18 protein-coding genes and 3 pseudogenes are annotated in these 22,346 nt (G+C 70.1%); 13 read left to right on the top strand and 8 right to left on the bottom strand.

Going from position 1 to position 22,346, the window contains the following annotated elements; genetic code table 11:
• Positions 1-191 precede the first annotated feature (191 nt).
• Positions 192-2,287: pseudogene (locus M2437_RS03495) on the top strand (M23 family metallopeptidase).
• A gap of 22 nt (positions 2,288-2,309) precedes the next feature.
• Here M2437_RS03495 and M2437_RS03490 read toward each other — a convergent pair.
• The 3 genes from M2437_RS03490 to M2437_RS03480 form a co-directional block, all read right to left on the bottom strand.
• Positions 2,310-2,822 carry a lysozyme inhibitor LprI family protein gene (locus tag M2437_RS03490; protein WP_253389389.1) on the bottom strand — a complete coding sequence of 171 codons (513 nt, stop codon included), beginning with the start codon at positions 2,820-2,822 and terminating at the stop codon, positions 2,310-2,312.
• A gap of 66 nt (positions 2,823-2,888) precedes the next feature.
• Positions 2,889-3,782: a tRNA glutamyl-Q(34) synthetase GluQRS gene (gene gluQRS, locus M2437_RS03485; protein ID WP_253389388.1), complete on the bottom strand. Its 894-nt coding sequence runs from the start codon at positions 3,780-3,782 to the stop codon at positions 2,889-2,891.
• Positions 3,783-3,812: 30 nt separating this feature from the next.
• The gene (locus M2437_RS03480) at positions 3,813-4,112 is read right to left on the bottom strand and encodes a hypothetical protein (RefSeq protein ID WP_182569939.1); all 300 of its coding nucleotides are present in this window, start codon (positions 4,110-4,112) and stop codon (positions 3,813-3,815) included.
• A 169-nt stretch (positions 4,113-4,281) separates the two neighbouring features.
• Between M2437_RS03480 and M2437_RS03475 the strand changes: the two genes are divergently transcribed.
• Entirely contained in the window at positions 4,282-4,554 is a 273-nt protein-coding gene (locus M2437_RS03475) for a hypothetical protein (protein WP_244426849.1), read from the top strand.
• Positions 4,555-4,576: 22 nt separating this feature from the next.
• Here M2437_RS03475 and htpG read toward each other — a convergent pair.
• Positions 4,577-6,459, bottom strand: a pseudogene (htpG, locus tag M2437_RS03470) (molecular chaperone HtpG).
• A 155-nt stretch (positions 6,460-6,614) separates the two neighbouring features.
• Positions 6,615-6,929, bottom strand: a complete 315-nt coding sequence (locus M2437_RS03465) for a hypothetical protein (protein WP_309247857.1) — start codon at positions 6,927-6,929, stop codon at positions 6,615-6,617.
• Between the two features lie 316 nt (positions 6,930-7,245).
• Here M2437_RS03465 and M2437_RS03460 point away from each other — a divergent pair, with 316 nt between their 5' ends.
• The 7 genes from M2437_RS03460 to M2437_RS03430 all read left to right on the top strand — a co-directional run bounded on the left by M2437_RS03460 (position 7,246) and on the right by M2437_RS03430 (position 15,722).
• Positions 7,246-8,841 carry a gamma-glutamyltransferase family protein gene (locus tag M2437_RS03460; protein ID WP_253389385.1) on the top strand — a complete coding sequence of 532 codons (1,596 nt, stop codon included), beginning with the start codon at positions 7,246-7,248 and terminating at the stop codon, positions 8,839-8,841.
• 102 nt (positions 8,842-8,943) lie between these two features.
• Positions 8,944-10,581, top strand: a complete 1,638-nt coding sequence (locus tag M2437_RS03455; RefSeq protein ID WP_253389384.1) for a dihydroxyacetone kinase subunit DhaK — start codon at positions 8,944-8,946, stop codon at positions 10,579-10,581.
• Positions 10,582-10,589: 8 nt separating this feature from the next.
• On the top strand, positions 10,590-11,438 hold the full coding sequence (locus tag M2437_RS03450) for a class I SAM-dependent methyltransferase (RefSeq protein WP_253389383.1): 849 nt from the start codon (positions 10,590-10,592) through the stop codon (positions 11,436-11,438).
• Positions 11,439-11,493: 55 nt separating this feature from the next.
• On the top strand, positions 11,494-12,786 hold the full coding sequence (gene oxlT, locus M2437_RS03445) for an oxalate/formate MFS antiporter (protein ID WP_253389382.1): 1,293 nt from the start codon (positions 11,494-11,496) through the stop codon (positions 12,784-12,786).
• A 117-nt stretch (positions 12,787-12,903) separates the two neighbouring features.
• The gene (gene cbiE, locus M2437_RS03440) at positions 12,904-14,139 is read left to right on the top strand and encodes a precorrin-6y C5,15-methyltransferase (decarboxylating) subunit CbiE (RefSeq protein WP_253389381.1); all 1,236 of its coding nucleotides are present in this window, start codon (positions 12,904-12,906) and stop codon (positions 14,137-14,139) included.
• Entirely contained in the window at positions 14,118-14,543 is a 426-nt protein-coding gene (locus M2437_RS03435; protein WP_253389380.1) for a cobalamin biosynthesis protein, read from the top strand. The genes cbiE and M2437_RS03435 overlap by 22 nt, the downstream gene beginning before the upstream one ends.
• 87 nt (positions 14,544-14,630) lie before the next feature.
• On the top strand, positions 14,631-15,722 hold the full coding sequence (locus tag M2437_RS03430) for a GGDEF domain-containing protein (RefSeq protein WP_253389379.1): 1,092 nt from the start codon (positions 14,631-14,633) through the stop codon (positions 15,720-15,722).
• A 74-nt stretch (positions 15,723-15,796) separates the two neighbouring features.
• On the opposite strand, the pseudogene M2437_RS03425 reads toward M2437_RS03430, so the two are convergent.
• Positions 15,797-16,706, bottom strand: a pseudogene (locus M2437_RS03425) (LysR family transcriptional regulator).
• 109 nt (positions 16,707-16,815) lie between these two features.
• Between M2437_RS03425 and M2437_RS03420 the strand changes: the two are divergent.
• From M2437_RS03420 to M2437_RS03410, 3 genes are all read left to right on the top strand, one after another.
• Positions 16,816-17,259, top strand: coding sequence for a PACE efflux transporter (locus tag M2437_RS03420; protein WP_253389378.1), 444 nt, complete (start codon positions 16,816-16,818; stop codon positions 17,257-17,259).
• A gap of 79 nt (positions 17,260-17,338) precedes the next feature.
• The gene (cobM, locus tag M2437_RS03415) at positions 17,339-18,139 is read left to right on the top strand and encodes a precorrin-4 C(11)-methyltransferase (RefSeq protein WP_012606046.1); all 801 of its coding nucleotides are present in this window, start codon (positions 17,339-17,341) and stop codon (positions 18,137-18,139) included.
• Positions 18,136-19,461: a cobyrinic acid a,c-diamide synthase CobB gene (locus M2437_RS03410; RefSeq protein ID WP_253389377.1), complete on the top strand. Its 1,326-nt coding sequence runs from the start codon at positions 18,136-18,138 to the stop codon at positions 19,459-19,461. The genes cobM and M2437_RS03410 overlap by 4 nt, the downstream gene beginning before the upstream one ends.
• Positions 19,462-19,726: 265 nt before the next feature.
• On the opposite strand, the gene M2437_RS03405 is transcribed toward M2437_RS03410, so the two are convergent.
• Positions 19,727-20,155 carry a helix-turn-helix domain-containing protein gene (locus M2437_RS03405; RefSeq protein ID WP_003600443.1) on the bottom strand — a complete coding sequence of 143 codons (429 nt, stop codon included), beginning with the start codon at positions 20,153-20,155 and terminating at the stop codon, positions 19,727-19,729.
• 450 nt (positions 20,156-20,605) lie between these two features.
• Between M2437_RS03405 and hmuQ the strand changes: the two genes are divergently transcribed.
• Entirely contained in the window at positions 20,606-20,941 is a 336-nt protein-coding gene (gene hmuQ, locus M2437_RS03400) for a heme-degrading protein HmuQ (protein WP_012252731.1), read from the top strand.
• A gap of 153 nt (positions 20,942-21,094) precedes the next feature.
• On the opposite strand, the gene M2437_RS03395 is transcribed toward hmuQ, so the two are convergent.
• The gene (locus tag M2437_RS03395; RefSeq protein ID WP_253389376.1) at positions 21,095-22,342 is read right to left on the bottom strand and encodes an MFS transporter; all 1,248 of its coding nucleotides are present in this window, start codon (positions 22,340-22,342) and stop codon (positions 21,095-21,097) included.
• Positions 22,343-22,346: the final 4 nt, after the last annotated feature.

Below are 22,346 nucleotides of genomic sequence, written 5' to 3'. Positions count from 1 at the left end.
CAGCCGTACGACAGCATCCTCGGGACGCGTCTGCGGCGAGGGTCCCGCCGCCTCAATCTGGACATGCTGGCCCCGGACATCGGTCGCGTCGGCTAAGCGTCGTACCGCGAAGTCCCATGTCGCTCGCCCAGTGCGAGTCTGGTAGGACAGAGCGGGAGAACCGGTCCGAAGCGCCGACGCAGAGGAAGTCCGTGACGCGCGAGCGACTGAAGATCGGGGGAACGGCGGCGACGGCGAAGCCACGGCCGCCGACTCTGCCGCGCGGCGTCGAGCCGCCGCTCAACCTCCTGGGTGCGGATGCCCGGCAGATCGACCGGCGCGACGTCAACCTGCGGTGGCTCTGCGCCAGCGCGCTCACCGGCATTACCGGTGCGCTGCTGATGGGCGCGGCCATCCACGTCTCCCTTCAGGGAGACGCATCGCTGGCGGCGGTCTCGGATCGACCGAACCTCGGACCCCGTCCGCAGACGCAGGCCCCCGCCATCGAGGAGCCCGGCATCGCCTCCGCGCATAAGGGCGACCGCCTCGTCCGCAATCTGATGATCGCCTCGGCCAAGCAGAGCTACCGCACTCCGGTGACGGTGCGTCTCGGCGACCGGGAGATCATCAAGGTCCGGCCCTTCGTCCGGATTTCGTCCAACCTGTCGATGTCGACAGGCGTGTTCGCTAGCGACATTCCGCGCTTCGATCCGATGAAGTTCGTCTCCGACGAGCCGCAGGAGCGCGCGCCTGATCCCGGCGCGGCGGACGCGCCGGGCGCCGAGGTCACGGTGGTGAAACGCGATCTTGCCGAGATCGCCGTCGATCCCGGCGCACCAGCGCTCTCGGACGAGGACGTGACGGCGCAGATCGAGGAGGAGCGGCGCCTCGCGGCGGAAGCCGGGCGCCGCACCGCCCTTCCGCTGGCGCCCCAGATCCTGCTCTCGCGCACCCTGCAGCAGGGCTCGGCCTTCGCCGGGTTCGGCGAGGGTGCCGGCCAGGGGAAGGGCAAGCTCGGCGAGGACACCAGGCCCGTTCAAGTCGATCGAGGTGCTCGTCGTCCCCGAGAACGTGACGAAGCTCGCCAAGGTGGAGCTGCGCCCCGGCGAGGCACCGCTGGTCGAGGAACGCGACCTTGCGCTCAAGCGCGGCGAAACCCTCGACGGCGCCCTCAAGGCGACCGGGCAGGCCTCCGATCCGGCGATCGCGGGCATCGTCGCAGCGCTCGGCGGGAAGGCCAAGGTCGCGGCCCTGTCGGAGGGTCAGCAGTTCCGCGTGCAGTTCGCGCCCGGCCCGAAACCCGGCGACGGGCGGCAGGTGACCCGCGTGGTGCTGTTCGGCGAGACCGGCGTCCAGGCGATCGCGGCGATCAACGATCACGGGGCATTCGTGCCCGTGGCACCGCCGGTGGACGAGACGCGGGGGCGCAACCGGGAGCAGGCCCAGGCCGAGACGCCGGACGACGATGAGGAGGACGAGGGCAGCGGTCCGCGTCTCTACCAGAGCCTCTACGAGACCGGCGCGCGCCACGACGTGCCGCGCCCGACGATCGAGGATATCATCCGGATCTTCAGCTACGACATCGACTTCCAGCGCCGGATCTCTTCGGGCGACGGGATCGATCTGTTCTACACCTACGACGAGGAAGCCGGCCCCGCTGCCGCCGAGCGGCCGGAACTGCTCTACGCCGCGCTCAATCTCGGCGGCGAGTCGCGCAAGGTCTACCGCTTCCAGTCACCGGATGACGGCTCGATCGATTATCTCGACGAGCAGGGCCGCTCGCTGAAGAAGTTCCTGATCCGCAAACCCATCGCCGACGGCATCATGCGCTCGGGCTTCGGCTACCGGCGCCACCCGATCCTCGGCTATGCCAAGCTCCATACCGGCGTCGATTGGGCCAACCCGATCGGCACGCCGATCGTGGCCGCCGGCAACGGCACGGTGATCAAGGCGGAGTGGGACTCGGGCTACGGCCGCCGCGTCGAGGTCCAGCACATCAACGGCTACGTCACGACCTACAACCACATGTCCCCGCTTCGCCCGCGGGGTCAGCGCGGGCAGCCGCGTCCGGCAGGGACAGGTGATCGGCTACGTCGGCTCGACCGGCCTCTCCACCGGCGCGCACCTGCACTACGAGGTGATCATCAACGGGCACTTCGTCGATCCGATGAAGATCCGCGTGCCGCGTGGTCGCGAGCTCGACGGACGGCTGCTCGCCGAGTTCAAGCGCCAGCGCGACCAGACCGAGGCGACGATGCAGAAATCGAAGACCGCCACGGCGATGGCGCAGCGCGACGCGATGCGGTGAGGCCGGACAACGGCCCGCATCCCTATCTCTGCTCGAGCGAATCCCGGATCGTCATGAGATCGAGCGCCCGCAGAGCCGTCTGATCCATGATGCACTCAGCCGAAAGCGGACCGCCGATGGTGCCGCCTGGGTAGACCCGCCCCGGCCATTCGCAGGCCTGCGCGCGAAACTTCAGCCAGGTCTGCTGGACGCCCTTGAGGTCAGTTTTGCCGGCCTCGTCGAAGCCGGCCATGGCCTCGCGGTAGGCGCGGTTCAGGAGCGTATCCCAAACCGTGTGCTCCCGGTCGAAGCAGGTCATCATCCCCACCGTACTGGAGCCGTCGGGCGTCTCCTGGCAGGGCCCCGACACCCGGCCGATGCAGGTGCGCCGTTGCGCGGACGTTTCCTTGCCCTTGAGGCACGCCTCGATCGTCGCCGCATCCTTCGCAGGCGAGCCGGGGCGATCCGCTTCCTGCGCAACGGAAGGTGCGGCGAGCGCCCAGGCCGACAAAATCAGGATCGCGCGAAACGATCGCACCGTGCCCAGCCCCCTCATGGTCGCTCGCCGCTCCTCACGAATTCCCGATGGGTCGCTGCGGCACAAGCCCCGTGAGACGCAGGATCAACACAACCGTGAGAACCCAAGCCGGGCCCGCACATCTTCGGCGGTAACGCTACGGGCGCGCAGATCGGCGAGCGACTCGGAGCCCTTCGACTTAGCAAGCTTCTCGCCGTCCTCCGCCCGGATCAACCCGTGGTGGTGATAGGCCGGCGTAGGACGGTGGAGGAGGTGCTGGAGCAGGGCGTGCAGGTCGGTCGCCGCCTCCAGATCCTGCCCGCGCACGACATGCGTGATCCCCTGTACCGCGTCGTCGCAGACCACGGAAAGGTGGTAGCTCGTCGGCACGTCGCGCCGGACGATTACTGCATCGCCCCAGCGGGCCGGATCGGCACTGACCGTCTCCTCGACGCCGTCATCGGGCGAGAAGCGGCGGATGAGGAGGGGATCGGCCAGCGTTCGGAGCGCGGCCGGCATGTCGAGGCGCCAGCTATGCGGCTCGCCTCGCCCGATGCGGGCGCGTCGCGCGTCGGCGGATAGAGCGCGACAGGTGCCGGGATAGTACGGGGCGCCGTCGGGATCGCGCGAAACCGGCGCGCCGCGCGCCTGACGGGCCGCGACCTCTGCTGCGATCTGCCCCCGTGAGCAGAAGCAGGGATAGATCAAGTCCCTCGCCGCCAACGCGTCGCGCGCCGCGGCGTAATCCGCAAAATGCTTGGATTGGCGGCGAATCGGTCCATCGAAGCGGAGACCGAGCCAATCGAGGTCGGCCAGGATGCCCACCACGAATTCGGGCCGGGCGCGGCCGAGATCGATGTCCTCGATCCGCAGGAGCAGCTGTCCGCCGAGGGTCCGGGCGATGCGGGCGTTCAGCAGGGCGGAATAGGCGTGACCGAGATGCAGGCGGCCATTCGGGCTCGGGGCGAAGCGGAGCCTCAGTTCCGGGACTTGCATCATGTGTCCAGACACGCCGGGGCGCGCCTTCGCTTAAGGCTCTCCGGCGCCGCGCAGGCAGGTCACGGGTCCGGGGGTGCAGGCGATGCCCGGCAGCGAGCAGGCGGTCTCCTCGCCGATCCGGCGGCAGACCTTGCAGCCGTCGCCCCACTCGGCGCAGCTCTGATTCTGGGCCGGGTCCGATGCCGGAACGGTTTTCGGCGCGGGTTGATGGGCCGCACGCGGCGCTAGGGCTCCGATCAGCACGGTTGCCGCCACGAGAGCGATCACGCTCCATGTCACCGTGCGGTCGAGACGGGCGGAGTGCGGATCGGTCGAGAGTTCTGCGGCCATGGACCGGTGTTGGCGCGGATGCGGCGGGACTGTCAACGCCGCGGCGTCAGACGGGTCAGCGGTCCGGTTTCCGGGGCTCGGCCAAGCTTGAAACGCAGGGGTGGCCGACGCTCCGTGCAACTAGAGTGGGAACATTCGGCACGCTCATTGCGATGCCGCTGGCAGGAACATGAAGAAGCGGCCCTGGGGAGGAGAGATCGACGCCAGCACGGAGCCTCCACGCATGCTCTACGGCCTCTACTTCCTGACCTGCATGGTCGCGAACCCGACCCATTGCGTCATGCGGGTTCACCGCTTCAACGAAGACATCGTCACCCCGCAGCAATGCCTGTCGGTCGCCCAGCCGCAGATGGCGGCGTGGCAGAACGCCCACGGCGACCGCTGGCGCGTCGCCCGCTTCCGCTGCGGCTCGCCCCCGCGGGATGACGGGACGCGGATTTGATCACCCGCATCCCGCCCTTTCCTCAGGCAGACTCGGCCGGCTTCGCGACGGTGCCCGCCAGCGCCGCCGCGACGGCACGGGCGAAGGCCACGGGATCGCGCGGCGTGTCGCCGTCCTGAACGCGGGCGAGGTCGAGCAGCGTGCCGGCCTCGGCCTTCAGATCCTCGCCGGCCTCGGCTCGCTCGTTGAGCGACCGGATCAGGGCGTGGCGCGGGTTGATCTCCAGGATCGGCGCGGAACCGCCGAAGCCGCGGCCGGCCCGGCGCAGCAGGCGCTGCATCTGGAGGTCCGGTCCCATGCCGGAGGTGGCGAGCACCACGGCGCTGTCCACGAGGCGGTCGGTGGTCCGCACGTCGGACACGTCCGGCTCCAGCGCGAGCTTGAGGGCGGCGACGAGCGTGTCGAGCGCGGGCGCCGCCTCGGCCGTCTCACCCTCGGGCTTGAGCTTGGCGAGGTCGGCCGAGCCCTGCGTGACAGAGCGCAGGGGCTTGTCCTCGAACTTGCCCAACTGCTCCGGCCAGAACGCATCGACGTGGTCGGACAGCAGCAGAACCTCGACCCCGCGGGCGCGGAAACCTTCGAGCTGGGCGGAGTTCTTGAGCGCCTCCACGTCGTCGGCGACGAGGTAGTAGATCGCCTCCTGCTCGGGCTTCATCCGCGAGACGTATTCGGGCAGCGACGTCCAGCCACCTTCCGTCGAGGAACGGAAGCGCAGGAGCGGCGCAATCTCGGCGCGGCGCTCGAAATCCTCGTAGATGCCTTCCTTCAGCACCGGCCCGAAATTCTCGAAGAATTTCTGGTATTCCTCGGCCTTCTCAGTGTTCTTCGAGCGGCTCGACAGCTCGTTGATGACGCGAGTGGTCACGGCGCGGCGGATCTTTTGGAGCGTCGGCGTCGATTGCAGCATCTCGCGGGAGACGTTGAGCGGCAGGTCGTCGGTATCGACCACGCCGTGGACGAAGCGCAGCCAATTCGGCAGCAGCTCGGCCTCGTCGGTGATGAACATGCGCCGTACGTGCAGCCGCACCTTGGAGCGCCGGTCATCCTCCATCGGCATGAACGGCTTCATGCTCGGCACGAACAGTAGGCCGGTGAATTCGAGCGCACCCTCCGCCCGCCAGTGCAGGGGTGCCCAGGGCTCGTCGAAGCCGTGGCTGACGGTGCGGTAGAACTCCTTGTACTGCTCTTCCGTGATCTCGGATTTGGGCTTGCGCCAGAGCGCGGTGCCGCGATTGGCGGCTTCCTCCTTGCCCTCCGCATCGCGGATCGCGATCGGCACGGCGATGTTGTCGGCCCATTTGCGCACGACGTGGTCGAGCCGGTAGCTCTCCAGATACTCGTCGGCGTCCTCTTTCATGTGCAGCACGATGTCGGTGCCGGGCTGCTCCCGGCTCGCCGGCTCCAGGGTGTAGCTGCCCTTGCCATCGGAGGCCCAGGTCCAGGCTTCCTCGCTGCCCCCGCCCGACGCGAGGTGACGGTGACGCGGTCGGCGACCATGAAGGCGGAGTAGAAGCCGACGCCGAACTGGCCGATCAGGCTCGGGCGCTGGTCCTCACCGCCCTCCGCCGCGCGCTCGCCGAGCGCCTGTGAGAAGGCGCGGGTGCCCGAGCGGGCGATGGTGCCGAGGTTCTGCGCCAAATCCTCCTTGCTCATGCCGATCCCGGCATCGGAGATCGTGAGCGTGCGCGCCGCCTTGTCGGGGGCGATCAGCACCCGGGCGTCGGAGGGGAGCGCCAGGGCCTCGTTGGTCAGCGCCTCGAAGCGGCGCCGGTCGGTCGCGTCGGCGGCGTTGGCCACCAATTCGCGCAGGAAGATTTCGCGGTCGGAATAGAGCGCGTGGACAACGAGGTCCAAAAGGCGCCCGACCTCGGCACCGAATTCGTGCCGCTCTACCGTCTCGCTCAAAGGCCTGTCTCCCCGTCTGGCGTGCCGCCCCGGAACACCCGCGCCGATGCGGCGAGGTGCTCGGAGGATCACGCGAAAAAGCGGGGGCGATATGCCCATGGCGCGACGGCAATTCAATCGCCGCGGGCGTGTGCCGGCGGCGAAATTGTCGCGTTTCAGGCCGCCAAAGCCGTCGGCGATATCGCGCTCACGGCCGGCGCAGCCTCGATGCGCTGGTGCACGGTGTCGAACGCGGTGCGGATGGTCACCACCGCATCCTCGACGGCGACCAAGGCAGCCAGTTGCATATTGCCCGGCACCTCGCCGACGCGGCGCGTCGCGACGACGAGGGAATGCTCGAGCCTCAACAGTTCTTCCTCGGCACTCGCACCGGAAAGATGAGCCAACCGCTGTAGCGCGGCCTCCAAAGCATGGCGCAAGACAAGTGTTCTCACGCGATCCTGAAGGATCGCCCGTTCGTTCTGCTTCATGTGCGGAGATACCTGCCGATTCGCGAGGACGATCATGTCATCCCGCCCGCACCGGCGCAGTTCCTTTTCTGCAACATTTGCAAAAAGGCAGAGGCGCCACCCGGAACCATTTCGGCTTGTGGGAAATCCGCACGTCTCCGACGCATCCTGAGCGCGCATCCAGGGCCATCTGCGATCCTGCGGGAGGCCGGTCGCGCGATCGCGGAATGCCGGGGGTGCGCGGTGGCGGGGAGCACGGCAGTTGCCCTTCGCGCCGACGCGTGGTCCTGATCCTGCCTCTCGGCCCGTCCGATCTCAGGTTTCGTCAGAGTCCGTCATGCCCGACACGCCCGTCTTCGCCCATGCGGCCGTTGCCGCCCCCCACGCGCTGGCGGCTTCGGCCGGGCAGAACGTACTGGCGCAGGGCGGCAACGCCATCGAGGCGATGGTCGCGATGGCCGCCGCCATTGCGGTGGTCTACCCGCACATGAACGGCATCGGGGGTGACGGCTTCTGGCTGATCCGCGAGCGGAACGGCCGCGTGCGCGGCATCGAGGCCTGCGGACCGGCCGGACAGCTCGCGACCCGCGCCCGCTACCGGGAGAAGGAACTCGACGCGATCCCCTCGCGCGGCCCCGACGCGGCGGTGACGGTGGCGGGCACCGTCGGCGGCTGGCGCCTCGCGCTCGACATGGCGCGCGCCTTCGGCGGCCGGCTCCCCCTCGATACGATTCTGGCCGACGCCATCCGCCACGCCCGCGCCGGCTGTCCGGTCTCGGCCTCGGAGGTGCGCTACGTGCCGAAGGAACTCGACACGCTGCACGACGCGCCGAATTTCGCTGCGACCTATCTCGATGACGGCAAGCCCTACGCGGCGGGTGCGATCCGGGCGCAGCCCAAGCTCGCCGACACCCTGGCCCAGCTCGCCCATGCCGGGCTCGACGACTTCTACCGCGGCGATATCGGCCGCGAGATCGCCAGCGACCTGGAACGTCTCGGCGCCCCCGTCACCCGCGCCGACCTCACCGCCTACGCGGCCAAGGAGCGGGCACCGCTGACCCTGCGGCGGCGCGACGCCACGCTCTACAACTTCCCGCCGCCGACCCAGGGCCTCGCGGCGCTGATCATCCTCGGGATCTTCGACCGGCTGAACATCGCCGCGCCGGAGAGCACCGCGCATTACCACGGGCTGATCGAGGCGACGAAGCGCGCCTTCGCCATCCGCGACCGCTTCGTCACCGACTTCGACCGCCTGAAGGGCGACCCGGCCGCCTTCCTCGATCCGAAGCGCCTCGACCGCGAGGCGGCCCTGATCGACATGCGGCGTGCCGCGAGCATCCCGGTCCGTTCGGGCGAGGGCGACACCGTCTGGATGGGCGCGATCGACAACGACGGCATGGCCGTCTCCTTCATCCAGTCGGTCTACTGGGAGTACGGCTCCGGCACGGTGCTGCCGGGAACCGGTATCTGCTGGCAGAACCGCGGCATGTCGTTCTCGCTCGACGCGAACGCGGTGAACCCGCTGGAACCGGGCCGGCGCCCGTTCCACACCCTGATCCCGGCGCTGGCCGCCTTCGATGACGGCCGGGTGATGTCCTACGGCTCCATGGGCGGCGACGGGCAGCCGCAGTTCCAGGCGCAGATCTTCACCCGCTACGCCGATTACGGGATGTCGGTGGCCGATGCGGTGGACGCGCCGCGCCTGCTCTACGGCCGCACCTGGGGCGCCGAGTCGCTGAGCGTGAAGGTCGAGGACCGGTTCGATCCGGCCTGCATCGCGGCACTCCGGCGCCTGGGCCACGACATCGAGGAGCTGGGCGGCGCCTATATCGACTCGCTGGGTCATGCCGGCATGCTGGTGCGCCATGTCAAAGACGGGCGGATCGAAGCGACGCACGATCCGCGCTCCGATGGCGGCGCGGCGGGGCTTTGAACTGAAACGCGGCTTGCCCCGCGCCGAGTGGGCGGTACCCTTCGCGCAAAACTCGTCCGATCGGCGGGCGCGACCGGAGGAGTGACACGGGAGGCGATATCCTTGGCTCACTTCATCAATGACCGCGCCGGTCTCGTCACCGACGCCATCGACGGGCTCGTCGCGGGCAGCGGCGGGACGCTGGCACGGCTCGACGGCTACCCCGAGATCCGCGTCGTGCTGCGGGCCGAGCCCGAGCCGGACAAGGTCGCCGTCGTCTCCGGCGGCGGCTCGGGCCACGAGCCGGCCCATGCCGGCTTCGTCGGGCCGGGGCTGCTCACGGCGGCGGTGTGCGGTGACGTGTTCGCCTCGCCCTCCGTCGATGCCGTGCTCGCCGGCATCCTGGCGGTGACGGGCGAGGCCGGCTGCGTCCTCATCGTAAAGAACTATGCCGGCGACCGCCTGAATTTCGGCCTCGCCGCCGAGCGCGCCCGGGCGCTCGGCCGCCGGGTCGAGACCGTGCTGGTCGCCGACGACATCGCCCTGCCCGACGCGGCCCGACCGCGCGGGCTCGCTGGCACGCTCTTCGTCCATAAGGCCGCGGGCCACGCCGCCGCCTCCGGCGCGCCGCTCGCCGAGGTTGCGGCGCTGGCCCGGCGCACGGCCGCCGCGGTGCGCACCCTCGGCATCGCCGTCTCCACCGCGACGATCCCCGGCTCGAAACCGGAACCGCGCTTGGCTGAGGGCCAAGCGGAACTCGGCCTCGGCATCCACGGCGAGCCCGGCATCGAACGCATCGACCTGCCCCGCGCCGACGCGCTCGCCGCGCGCATGGCCGCGCGCTTCCCCGCGCCCATCGCGGGGGCCGACAGGCTGGCGCTCCTCGTCAACAATCTCGGCTCGACCACGGCCCTGGAGATGGCGGTGCTGACGAAGGCGGTGCTCGCGACTGACCTCGGTCGGCGGGTGCGGCTTCTGCTCGGCCCCTCCCCGGTCATGACCGCGCTGGACATGCACGGCGCCTCCCTCAGCTTCCTGGCACTGGACGACGTCCTCGAGGCCGCACTTCTCTCCGAGACGCCGGTCGCCGCCTGGCCGCGCGCGCGGATCGTGCGCGAACCGGTCGTCCGATCTCTGCCGGAGGGGGTCTCGGGCGGGCCGGCACCGGCGCCCTCGCGGGATGCGGTCGTCGCCGCGCGGATCGAGGCGGTGGGCCGGGCGCTGATCGCAGCGGAAGCCTCGCTCAACGCCCTCGACGCGCGGGTCGGCGATGGCGACACCGGTTCCACCTTCGCCGAAGGCGCCCGCGCCGTTCTGGCCGATCTCGACCGGCTGCCCCAGGCCGATCCCGCCGCCCTGTGCCGGGCACTGGGCGAGCGCCTCGAGCGCGCCACGGGCGGATCGAGCGGCGTGCTGCTCTCGATCTTCTTCGCCGCCACAGGCGCGGCACTCGCCGGGGGTGCGGACTGGCCGGCCGCCTGCGCCGCCGGCGTCGCGCGGGTGCGCGAGATCGGCGGCGCAGGCCCCGGCGACCGCACCATGCTCGACGCGGCGATTCCGGCGGTCGCGGCGCTGGCGGCCTCCGGCCTCGGCGCGGCGGCGCGGGCCGCCCGCGCAGGCGCCGAGGCGACCGCCGGGATGGAACGGGCCGGGACCGGCCGCTCCAGTTACCTCGCCGGCAAAGACCTGAAAGGCCATCCCGATCCCGGCGCGGTTGCAGTGGCGACCGCCTTCGAGGCACTGGCGTCGGGATCGAAGTGAGTGGATCGATGACGAGCACCCTGAACCAGGACCAGAGCGACTACTGGAACGGCGAGGTCGGACAGCGCTGGGCCCTCTACCACGAAGCCCTCGACACGGCCTTCGCGCCCTTCACCGAGGCCCTGTTCGCCCGCGCCGCGCTCGCGCCCGGCGCCCGCGTGCTCGATATCGGCTGCGGGGCGGGCGACACGGCGCTCCGCGCCGCGCGGCAGGTCGGGAGCGGCGGCCATGTTACTGCCGCCGACCTGTCCGAGCCGCTGCTGGCTGTCGGCCGCGAGCGGGCGGCGCGGGAGGCGCCGGGCGCCGCCCCGATCGATTGGCTTCGGGCCGACGCCCAGGATCACGCCTTCGGTACCCGCTTCGATCACGCCCTCTCCCGCTTCGGCGTGATGTTTTTTGAAGATTCCACCGCGGCCTTCGCCAACATCCGCCGCTCCCTCGTGGCGGGCGGGCGATTGAGCTTCCTATGCTGGCGGAAAATGTCGGAGAACGCCTGGGTGACGTTGGCGCGGGACGCGGTGCTGCCGATACTGCCCGAGGTCGAGGCACCCCAACCAGGCGCGCCGGGGCCCTTCCGTTTTGCTGCGCCGGCGACGCTCCTGCCTATTCTTGAGGCAGCTGGTTTTCAGGCCATCGAGTGCGAGCCCGTGGATCGGATGATGCGGGTCGGCGACACGCCCGAGGCGGCGGCCGACTTCGTAGCGACCCGCGGCCCCATCGCCCGCCTGCTGCGCGAGCGAGAGCCGGACGTGAAGGACGCTGCCTTAAAAATCATCACGGCGTTGTTCGGAGACCGCTTCGGGTCCGGCCCGGTGGAACTCGGCGCTGCCTGCTGGCTCGTCACCGCCCGAACTTAAGGCTTCACCCCTGGCACGCCCCTTGCTCAGGCCCGACGCCGCAAGGGAGTGAATGATGCATACAATTTCTGATCGGACGCGGTGGATCCAGCTCGGCCTCGGTCTCCTCGTCATGATGACGATCTCCAGTCCGCAATACGTCTGGACCCTGTTCGTGAAGCCGTTCCAGGCGACCACCGGCGCGAGTCTCGCCGCCGTGCAGGTCGCCTTCACGATGCTGATCGTGCTCCAGACCTTCTTTTCGCCGGTGCAGGGCTGGCTGATCGAGCGCTTCAGCGCCAAGGCGATGATCGCGCTGGGCGCCGCCCTGTCGGGGCTGGGCTGGGTCGCGGCCTCCTACACCGACACGCTGTGGGGCCTCTACGCAACCTACGGTCTCCTCTGCGGCCTTGGCACCGGCATCGTCTATGTCGGCGTGGTCGGGCTGATGGTACGCTGGTTCCCCGAACGGCGCGGCTTCGCGGCCGGCGTCGTGGCGGCGGGCTACGGCATGGGCGCCATCGCCACCACCTTCCCCATCACCGACATGATCGCGGCCTCGGGCTACCGCCACACGCTCTTCGTGTTCGGCGCGGTCATGGCCGTGATCGGCGTCGCCGCAGCGCTCGGCCTGCGCACGCCGAAGGCCGGCGAGACCCCCGCCATCCCCGCCGACAAGGTGGCGAGCGCCGCCCGCGACGTCGCCCCGGCTCAGATGCTGAAGACCCCGCTGTTCTGGCTGATGTTCGCCATGATGGCGATGATGTCGACCGGCGGCCTGATGGTGGTCGCGCAGTTCTCCGCCTTCGCCAAAGAGTTCGGCGTCGCCGACGCCATGGTGTTCGGCTTTGCCGCACTCCCCTTCGCGCTCACCTTCGACCGCATCACCAACGGCCTGACGCGACCCTTCTTCGGCTGGGTCTCGGACCATGTCGGCCGCGAGAACACCATGGCGGTGGCCTTCGCGCTCGAAGCGGTGGCCATCGGCCTGCTGCTGATGTTCCGTGAGAACGCCTACGCCTTCGCCCTGCTCTCGGGCGTCGTGTTCTTCGCCTGGGGCGAGATCTTCTCGCTGTTTCCCTCGACGCTCACCGACACCTTCGGCACCAAGCACGCCACCACCAACTACGGCTTCCTCTACATGGCCCAGGGCGTGGGCTCGCTGCTCGGCGGCCCCGTCGCCGCGCTGATCCACGATGCGGTCGGAAGCTGGGTGCCGGTCTTCGGCATCGCCATCGTCCTCGACCTCGTTGTGGCGGCGCTCGCGTGGTTCGTGCTCAAGCCCGCCCGCCGCGCTTATCTCGGCGTGCCCGGATCGGCCGTGCCGGAGATGGCCGCGCCGCTGGCCGTCCGGCCGGCGGTCGGCTGAGGCGCAGGCTGATCAGCCCCTGGCCGTTCCGGCCGGGGGCGCGTAACGAAGTCCGCGAGACGGCTCCCGTCATCGCGGACTTTTTTGCATGCAATCGACCCTGCGGCAGCCGCTGCCATGACGGCGCCGTCCCATGAGCCTGATCACGCCCCCTGGCTCGCCATCGTCGGCATCGGCGAGGACGGCCGCGCGGGCCTTTCGCCCGCCGCCATGGCCGCCCTCGATGCGGCCGAGGTGGTCTATGGCGGGCGGCGCCACCTCGCGCTGGCGGCGCCGCTGGCCGCCGAGGCCCGGCCCTGGCCGAGCCCGATCGACACGGCCTATCCCGGCATCCTGGCGCGGCGCGGCCGGCCGACCTGCATCCTCGCCACCGGCGACCCGTTCCATTACGGCATCGGCGCCGAGCTCGCCCGGCTGGTGCCGGCGCACGAGATCCGCGCCTTCCCGCAGCCCTCCGCCTTCAGCCTCGCCGCGGCCCGGCTCGGCTGGTCGCTGCCCTCGACCGCCTGCCTCACCCTGCACGGGCGCGACCTGTTCGGCATCGTGCCGCATCTCCAGCCCGGCGCCCGCATCCTTGCCCTGTCCTGGGACGGCGTGACGCCCGCCGCCGTGGCCGCGCTGCTGACCGAGCGCGGTTTCAGCGGTTCGCGACTGACCGTGCTCGAAGCCATGGGCGGCCCGAACGAGCGGGTTCGCGAGGCGCGCGCGGAAAACTTCGACTTGAGCGAGATCGCCGCCCTCAACACCCTCGCGGTCGCCGTGGAAGCAGCACCCGGCGCTCGGATCGTCCCGTTGAGCCCCGGCCTCGACGATGCGTGGTTCGAGAATGACGGCCAGCTCACCAAGGCCGAGATCCGCGCGGTGACGCTCGCGGCCCTGCGCCCGCGGGCCGGCGAAACCCTGTGGGATCTCGGGGCCGGCGCCGGCTCGGTCTCGATCGAATGGTGCCTGCGCCATCCCGCCAACCGCGCCGTCGCGGTGGAGCGCCGGCCGGACCGGGCCGAGCGGATCGCCCGCAACGCGCGGGCGCTCGGCGTCGCGCCCCGCATGCAGGTCGTCGTCGGCGGCTCGCTCGCGGCTTTGTCCGCCCTCCCCTCCCCTCGGGCGGTCTTCGTCGGCGGCGGCGTTGCCGAGCCCGGTCTGCTCGCCGCCTGCCGCGACGCGCTCCCGCACGATGGCCGCTGTGTCGCCAACGCCGTCACCCTGGAGGGTGAGGCGGCGCTGCTCGCGGCCTTCAGTGAGGCCGGCGGCGCCCTGCGCCGGCTCTCGGTTGCCCACGCCGTGCCGGTCGGCGGCCTCACCGGCTGGCGCCCGGCCATGCCGATCACGCAATGGGTTTGGACGAAGCCGTGACCCCGCCCCGCGTCGTCGCCGGCATCGGTTTTCGCCGGGCCACGACGGCCGCGGAGATCGTCGCGCTGCTGAACCGGGCGCTGGCCGAGGCCGGGCTCGCATCGGGTCAGCTTGCCGCCATCGCCACCGCCGCGGACCGGGCCGGCGAGCCGGCGATCCGCGAGGCCGCCACCGTTTTCGGCCTCGCGCCGACTGCGCTCGATGCGGCGGCCCTGACGGCGGTCGATGCGCGGGTCGTGACCCGCTCGCGCCGGATCGAGGCGAGCCGCGGCGTCGGCTCGGTGGCGGAGGCGGCGGCGTTGGCCTGCGCCGGCCCGGCGGCGCGCCTCGTCCTACCCCGCATCGCCAGCGCGGGCGCAACCTGCGCCCTCGCCGTTGCGGACCGGGCGTCAAGCCTTCCTTAACCGAGACCTCGAAGAGGCCGCACGGCGAAGGGAACCTTTCACGCGATGCGGCGAGAATGGCCGCGTGAAGCTGGGAGGGGCGAGGCGGTGACGGACTTGTCGGTTCCCACCCTGCAATTCACCGATTTCCTGGTGTTCGGCGCCTGCGCCGCGATCTTCCTCTGCGCGTGGCTGCTGCACCGGCAGAAGACCTACTTCCTCTGTTTCGGGGTGAGCTACGCCGTCTGCGCGACCATGGCCGTGTGGTTCGTGGATTTCGGCTATTACGGCAGCATCTGGTCGCCGTTCGGCTGGTCGCTCGCCGGGGCGACCTTCTGGATCGGGCTCCGGCTCTTCGACGGACGCCCGGCGGTGACGGGGCCGATGATCGGCCTGTTCCTGCTCCCCACTGCGACGCATCTCGGGCTCACGCTCGCGGGCGGTAGCGCCGTCGCGGTCAATGCCGGCAGCACGATCGCCTATGTCGTCCATGAGGCTGCGGCGGCCGTTTACGTCTTCCGAAGTTCACCGCGGCGATCCCCGCTGCGCCACCTGATCGCCGGGGCCCTGCTCGCGATCGCGCTGGTGATCTGCCTGCCCCTGCTGCCGGTGTCCGAGGCGTCGGTCCGCCTGTCCGTCATCGCGATTTTCATCGTCGATCACGTCACCTCCATCCTCCTGACCACGGCGATTCTCGCCCTGGAAGCGGAGCGGGGCTATGCCGCCGTCGCGCGGATGGCGCGGACGGACGCGTTGACGGGCGCGCTGAACCGGCAGGGCCTTGCGGCCGAGACCGGCGGCGTGACCGAGGCCGGCATCATCGTCGCGGACCTCGACCATTTCAAAGCGATCAACGACCGGTTCGGACATGCCGCGGGCGACGCGGTGCTGCGCGACTTCGCCGCGCGGGCAGCCGCGCTCCTGCCTGAGGGCGGCCATCTCGCGCGGCTGGGCGGCGAGGAGTTCGGAATCGTGCTGCCCGGGCACGATCACAACGCGACGACCTATCTCGCCGAACGCCTGCGCCACGCGGTCGGCGGCGCGCCGGTCCCCTGGAAAGGATCGGCGGTTCCGATCACGGTGAGCCTCGGCGTCGCGATGCTCCGAGCCGGCGAGGCGCTGAGCGAGAGCCTGGAGCGCGCCGACAAGGCGCTCTACGACGCCAAGACCGACGGCCGGAATCGCGTCCGAGTCGCGTAAGCGCGTCGTTCCGAAAGCAGGGGTGACCGGGCACCGCTGCGCCGGCTGCGGCCAGCTTCCGCGAAGCCCATCCGTCAGTCCGCCCGGTCGCCGCCTGACACGCTGCCGATCCGCTCCGCCGCGAAGCGCTCGCGCAGCCATGAAGCGGCGGGGCCGCAGGGCCGCTGCTTGTGCCAGACCAGTTCCAGGGCAATGGGCCAGTCGCCCTTGTCGAACTGCAGGTCCGGCGTGACGAGATCAGGGGCGGTGAGGGACGAGGCGATGACGTGATCGGTGACGAAGGCCCATCCGATCCCGTGTTTCACCATCTCCAGGATCACCCAGTGGCTCTCCACCCACCACACCTCGGCCGCCACCCGGAGACGGCGCTTCTCCGGCCCGTCGCTGCGCGCGGCGACGAGGATCTGGCGGTGGCGTTTCAGCTCCTCCCACTCCACCCGCGCCTTCGCGAGCGGATGGTCGCGTCCGCAGACGAGCTTGAGCGGCACCCAGCCGATGGTCTGGAAGCCGAGTTCTGTCGGTAGGATCTCCTGGCGCCACATCACGCCGAGGTCGGCGGCGCCGGACTGCACCATGCGGCTGACATCCTCCATCAGCGGGAAGAGCAGTTCCAGTTCCACGAAGGGGAAGGCCTGAGCGAAATCGGCGAAGAGAGCACCGAGCGCGTGCTCGGGGTAGAGTTCATCGATGGCGACGACCAGCCGGTTCTCCACCCGCTGCTCCAGGCTGCTCGCCACGCCGATCAGGTGCTCGCGCCGGTCGAGCACCACGCGCGCCTCCGACAGCAGCCCTCTCCCCCGCCGGGGTGAGCACCGGGTTCCGGCCGGACCGGCTGAACAGCGCCAGTCCCAGATCGGCCTCGAGGTTGGCCACCTGCGTGCTGACGGCCGATTGCGCCTTCCGCAGCACGCGGGCGGCGCCCGAGAACGACCCGGCCTCGGCCGCCGCCACGAAGGCCTGGAGCTGGTCGAGCGAAACGGCCATCTATCTGGTTTCCGGATACATACTAACTTGGCGGCGTGGGTATCGCAGATAGAAGGCGGCGGACCAAGCCCGACCTTTCCGGGTCAATCCCGACTTTCCGAGCCAGTTCATGCGCACCACACGCGACCGTATCCGTCACGCCCTACTGTTCGAGATGTTCGGCCTCGCGCTCATCATCCCGTTCGGAACGGTGCTGTTCGGGCTGCACGCCTCCGAGATGGGGGTGATCGGCGTGGGCAGTGCCATCACCGCGGCTGCCTGGAACTACGTCTACAATCTCGGCTTCGATCGCGTAATGCAGCGGTGGACCGGGCACACGCGCAAGAGCCTCGTCCTGCGGGTGGCTCACGCCGTGCTGTTCGAGGCCGGGCTGCTTCTGATCCTGATGCCGCCGATCGCATGGTATCTCGGCATCGGCCTCGTCGAGGCATTCATCATGGATCTCGCGATCGCGGCCTTCTACGTGGCCTACGCCTTCGTCTTCAATCTGGCCTACGACCGGGCCTTCCCGCTGCCGGGCTGGGGCGAGGTCGCGGCGGAGCCGTCGCGCTGAGGCGTTCCCCTCAGTGCCTTGCCACAACCTCGGCCATCGTCTCTCCCCAACGGGCGTCCCGATGCTGTAAGCGGGCGTCATGACCGTCCATTTCATCGGCGCCGGGCCGGGCGCCGCCGACCTCATCACCGTGCGCGGCCGCGACCGGATCGCCGCCTGCCCCGTCTGCCTCTATGCGGGCTCGCTGGTGGCGCCCGAGATCCTGTCGTGGTGCCCGGACGGCGCACGCATCGTCGACACCGCGCCGCTCGATCTCGATGCGATCATGGACGAGATCGGGCGCGCGCATGCCGCCGGCCAGGACGTGGCACGGCTGCATTCCGGCGACCTCTCGGTCTGGAGCGCGTTGGCCGAGCAGACCCGCCGCCTCGACGCGCTGGGCATTCCCTACACCGTCACGCCGGGCGTTCCCTCCTTCGCCGCCGCAGCCGCCTTGCTGCGGCGCGAGCTTACCGTGCCGGGGCTGACGCAATCGGTGGTGCTCACCCGCACCTCGGGCCGGGCGAGCCCGATGCCGGAGCGCGAACAGCTCTCGGCCTTCGCGGCCACCGGCGCGACCCTGGCGCTGCATCTCTCGATCCACGTCGTCGAGCCGACCTGCGCCAGTCTCGTCCCGTTCTATGGGCCGGATTGCCCCGCCGCGGTGGTGTTCCGCGCGACCTGGCCCGACGAGCGGGTGCTGACCGGGACGCTGACCACCCTCCCCGCCTGCGTCCAGGCGGAGAAGATCGAGCGCACCGCCCTGATCCTGGTGGGACCGGCGCTCGACCCGTCGGATTTTCGCGAGAGCGCGCTCTACGCCCCCGATTACGACCGCCGCTTCCGCCCCCGCGGCGCGGTCGGCGCCCCTGGCGCACCATCGGACGAGGCCGCATCGTGACCCCCGCCCCCGGCCTCCTCGTCGCGGCGCCGCGCTCCGGCTCCGGCAAGACCACGGTGACGCTCGCGCTGATGCGGGCGCTGCGCCGCCAGGGCGTGGCGATCCGCGGCGCGAAATGCGGGCCGGACTACATCGACCCCGCCTTCCACGAGGCGGCGACGGGCCTGCCCAGCCTCAACCTCGACAGCTTCGCCATGCCGGACGCGCTGCTCGATGCCTGCGCCGGCCTGAGCGCGCGTGAGGCCGATCTCGTCGTTGCCGAGGGCTCGATGGGCCTGCATGACGGCATCGTCGCGGGCGAGGGCCGCACCGGCGCCAACGCCGACATCGCCGCGCGCTACGGCTGGCCGGTGGTTCTGGTGCTCGACGTGTCGGGTGCCGCGCAATCGGCGGCAGCCGTGGCGCTCGGCTGCGCGGCCTATGATTCGCGGATCCGGATCGCGGGCGTGATCCTCAACAAGGTCGCAAGCCCGCGCCACCGTCGTCTCGTCGAGGCAGGACTGTCGCGGGTCGGTCTGCCGGTGCTCGGCGCCTTCCCGCGCGAGGCGAGCCTCGTCCTGCCCGAGCGCCATCTCGGCCTCGTCCAGGCCGGCGAGACCGCCGATCTCTACGCCCGCCTCGACCGGCTCGCCGATCTCGCGGAAACCTCCCTCGACCTCGACGCGATTCTTGCCGTGGCCGGCGGGCACGCCCCCGTCGCCACCGACGGCCTGCCGAGGCCGCCGGCGCAGCGGATCGCGGTGGCGCGGGACGCCGCCTTCTCGTTCCTCTATCCGCACATGCTGGCCGGCTGGCGCGCGGCCGGCGCCGAGATCGTGCCGTTCTCGCCGCTGGCCGACGAGGCGCCGGGGGCCGATTGCGACGCCTGCTGGCTGCCCGGCGGCTACCCCGAACTGCATGCGGGCCGGCTCGCAGCAGCGCAAAGCTTCCTCGGCGGCTTACGCGACTTCGCGCAGACGCGGCCGGTCCATGGCGAGTGCGGCGGCTACATGGTTCTGGGCGAGAGCCTGGAGGATGCGGACGGGCTCACCCATCCGATGTGCGGGCTGCTGCCGGTCGCGACCTCGTATCGGCGGCGCAAGCTCCATCTCGGCTACCGCGTCGCGCATCTCCTCGACGACGGGCTGCTCGGCACCGCCGGCACGCGCCTCGTCGGGCACGAGTTCCACTACGCGAGCGAACTCACCCCGGCCCCGGGTGATGAAATTGCGCTGGCGCGGGTGACGGATGCGGAAGGGGTGCCGCTCGGCCTCGCCGGCCACCGCCGGGGCCGCGTCACGGGCAGCTTCTTCCACCTGATCGCCGGGACGGCCGAAGCGTGATGCGCCTCTAGGCCCTCGTTTCGACCCGCATTCTTCCGACGAACCGGTGACCCCTTCGTCGGAAAGCGCTCAAGCGGCGATACCCGCATCGCCGCCCCGTCGAAGCATGGATCGCACGGAACCCGTATCATCCCGTCCGAACGTCGGCAGAGCGCGCTTGGGGTGATGCGCTCTTCGACGTCGAAGCGATGCCGGTTCGGCAAGGGAGGGCACAGGGCAAGCCATGTCCGCGGCAAGCCGTCCGCGACAGGCCGCCCCGATGCCTTCAGGTCGGACGCGTCTCGACGGCGTCGACGACGACTTCCGGGTCCTTCTTGCGGCCGAGGCGGGCGGCGCTGCGCACGATCGCCAGAACCTCGCGGCGCATCTGATCGTCCTCGATCGTCGCGAAGGCCCGCAGCAGATCGACGGCCCCGTGCGCGCGCAGGAAGCCGAACACCTCGGTCTGCTCCTGGGCGGCGGCGCCATCGCCTTCCTCGAAGAAGGCGGAGACCGGGACCTCGAGCAGCCGGGCGATCTCGCGCAGGCGCCCAGCGCCAACGCGATTCTGGCCCTTCTCGTACTTCTGAACCTGCTGGAAGGTCACACCCACCGCGGTCCCGAGCGCGGTCTGGCTCAAGCCGCGTGCCTTGCGCAGCGCGGTGATCCGGAGCCCGACGAGGCGGTCGACATCGGTTGTCTGTTTCGGCATCATCTTACGGCACGGTCCCTGTTCGATGTCGCGGACCGACCCAAGGACCTTAGGTCGGCAGCGCTTGAGCCTTTGCCAGCGTCTTCGGTCATCTCGAAACGCTTCTACTACCGGGTCAGGTCAGACAGATGCGTTTTAGAGGCAGCCGTATCGCAGTGGTTTAGCCTAGCTGCAGCATCACCATGAAGTGCATACACAATGCAAGAGCCTACCTGTTGCCAGATGAAAGTTTTCGGTTTTCCGGCAAGTTTCTGTTCACCGAACGTTCCTGCGGCAAAAACGGCAACTCCATCCGGACTTTGGTGGGATTTCTCACGAATTCGCTGAGGTAGGCCCCTGCAAACCACAGGCGGTGCGGCGGGGCCTGTCTCAGCCTACGAGCGAGACTACGTAGAGTCATCATATTCGAGCGGTCGTGTTGGGCCGGCTCGCTCAGATCGGGAGCGTCACGGCATGTTCATCGCAATGAACCGGTTCAAGGTCGTCAAGGAATCGGCTGAGGATTTCGAGCAGGTTTGGCTCGGACGCGACAGTCATCTCGGCGAGATGGAAGGCTTCGTGGAGTTCCACATGCTCAAGGGGCCGGAGGCCGAGGACCACATCCTCTACGCCTCGCACACGGTCTGGCGCTCGCGCGCCGATTTCGAAGCGTGGACCCGCTCGGAACAGTTCCGCAAGGCGCATGGCCGGGCGCCCGGCACCAAGCCGCTCTATCTCGGCCACCCGCAATTCGAGGGCTTCGAGTCGATCCAGACCCTGGCCCGGCCGCAGAACGAGCAGGCTGCCTGACCGCCTGCGCCGAAAGCCTCGTCCCGGACATCGGATCCGGGGCGAGCTACCCAGGCGTTGCCCTCGTCCGGTGTTCGGACAATCGACCGAGGGCGTCGCTGGGCGGCGCCCCGGGCGGATGCGCACTTAGCTGTCCCCGGTCCGGCTGAGGCGTTACCGCAGCCGCGGCAGGAACACCGCCATCAGCCCGAGCGCGGGGAGGAAAGCGCAGAGATCGTAGACCCGCTCGATGCCGACATGGTCGGCCATCTCCCCGAGCAGCGCGGCGCCGAGGCCGCCCATGCCGAAGGCGAAGCCGAAGAACAGGCCGCCGACGAGCCCGATCCGGCCCGGCAACAATTCCTGTGCATAGACCAGGATCGCCGGCATGGCGGATGCCAGAATCAGTCCGATCGGCACCGAGAGAATCACCGTCCAGAACAGGTTCACGTGCGGCAAGGCGAGCGAGAACGGCAGCACGCCGAGAATCGAGATCCAGATCACGAGCTTGCGCCCGAATCGGTCACCGATGGGGCCACCGAGAATCGTCCCCGCCGCCACCGCTCCGAGGAAAACGAACAGGTAGACCTGTGCGAGCGCCACCGGCACGCCGAAGCGGTGAATCAAGTAGAACGTGTAGTAAGACGAAAAGCTCGCCATGTAGAAGTATTTGGAGAAGATCAGCCCCAGCAGGATCGCGATCGTCGCCACGATCCGCGCCCGGCTGAGGCGGCCGGAGGCGGCGCCCGTGCTCTTCCCTGCGGTTCGCGGCGTCGTGGCGAGCCGCTGCGCGTACCAGCGGCCGACCGTGCCGAGCACGAGGATGCCGGCGAGCGCGGCGAGGCAGAACCACGCGACGCTGCCCTGGCCGTGCGGCACCACGACGAAGGCGGCGAGCAACGGCCCGAGTGCCGTGCCGGCATTGCCACCGACCTGGAACACCGACTGCGCCAGACCGTAGCGGCCGCCTGAGGCGAGCCGCGCCACCCGGCTCGCCTCAGGATGGAAGATGGCGGAGCCGAGCCCGATCAGCGCCGCGGCGGCGAGCAGGCCCCCGTAGGCCGACGCCACCGATAACAGGGCGAGCCCGGCCAGGGACAGCACCATGCCGACGGCCAGCGAGTAGGGCAGCGGGCGCCGGTCGGTGTAGAGGCCGACCGCCGGCTGGAGCAGCGAGGCCGTCCCCTGGAACACGAAGGTGATGAGGCCGATCTGCCCGAAATCGAGGTGGAAGCCTGCCTTGAGCAGGGGATAGAGCGCCGGCAGAAGCGACTGCACGAGATCGTTGAGGAGATGCGAGAGGCTGAGGCCCAGGAGCACCGCCAGGGCCGGGGAGGCTTGTCCGCGCGCTTGGGCCGGTGCCGTCACGGCGACCTCGGGCGGGCCGGGCAACCCCGGATTCTCAATCGCTTCGGCTCTCATGCCG

Origin of the sequence: Methylorubrum pseudosasae (assembly GCF_029504475.1) — a bacterium.
Taxonomy (GTDB): Bacteria; Pseudomonadota; Alphaproteobacteria; order Rhizobiales; family Beijerinckiaceae; genus Methylobacterium; species Methylobacterium extorquens.
Note: the sequence above shows the minus strand (reverse complement) of the source record. Positions and strands in the feature narration are given on the sequence as shown.

Coding starts and splice junctions, on each gene's coding strand:
- M2437_RS03405 (WP_003600443.1), bottom strand. CDS start 20,155: ATGATGCCGAAACAGACAACCGATGTCGACCGCCTCGTCGGGCTCCGG.
- cbiE (WP_253389381.1), top strand. CDS start 12,904: ATGACGGCGCCGTCCCATGAGCCTGATCACGCCCCCTGGCTCGCCATC.
- hmuQ (WP_012252731.1), top strand. CDS start 20,606: ATGTTCATCGCAATGAACCGGTTCAAGGTCGTCAAGGAATCGGCTGAG.
- M2437_RS03475 (WP_244426849.1), top strand. CDS start 4,282: ATGAAGAAGCGGCCCTGGGGAGGAGAGATCGACGCCAGCACGGAGCCT.
- M2437_RS03480 (WP_182569939.1), bottom strand. CDS start 4,112: ATGGCCGCAGAACTCTCGACCGATCCGCACTCCGCCCGTCTCGACCGC.
- M2437_RS03420 (WP_253389378.1), top strand. CDS start 16,816: ATGCGCACCACACGCGACCGTATCCGTCACGCCCTACTGTTCGAGATG.
- M2437_RS03465 (WP_309247857.1), bottom strand. CDS start 6,929: ATGAAGCAGAACGAACGGGCGATCCTTCAGGATCGCGTGAGAACACTT.
- M2437_RS03395 (WP_253389376.1), bottom strand. CDS start 22,342: ATGAGAGCCGAAGCGATTGAGAATCCGGGGTTGCCCGGCCCGCCCGAG.
- gluQRS (WP_253389388.1), bottom strand. CDS start 3,782: ATGATGCAAGTCCCGGAACTGAGGCTCCGCTTCGCCCCGAGCCCGAAT.
- M2437_RS03490 (WP_253389389.1), bottom strand. CDS start 2,822: ATGAGGGGGCTGGGCACGGTGCGATCGTTTCGCGCGATCCTGATTTTG.
- M2437_RS03435 (WP_253389380.1), top strand. CDS start 14,118: ATGGGTTTGGACGAAGCCGTGACCCCGCCCCGCGTCGTCGCCGGCATC.
- M2437_RS03460 (WP_253389385.1), top strand. CDS start 7,246: ATGCCCGACACGCCCGTCTTCGCCCATGCGGCCGTTGCCGCCCCCCAC.
- cobM (WP_012606046.1), top strand. CDS start 17,339: ATGACCGTCCATTTCATCGGCGCCGGGCCGGGCGCCGCCGACCTCATC.
- oxlT (WP_253389382.1), top strand. CDS start 11,494: ATGCATACAATTTCTGATCGGACGCGGTGGATCCAGCTCGGCCTCGGT.
- M2437_RS03450 (WP_253389383.1), top strand. CDS start 10,590: ATGACGAGCACCCTGAACCAGGACCAGAGCGACTACTGGAACGGCGAG.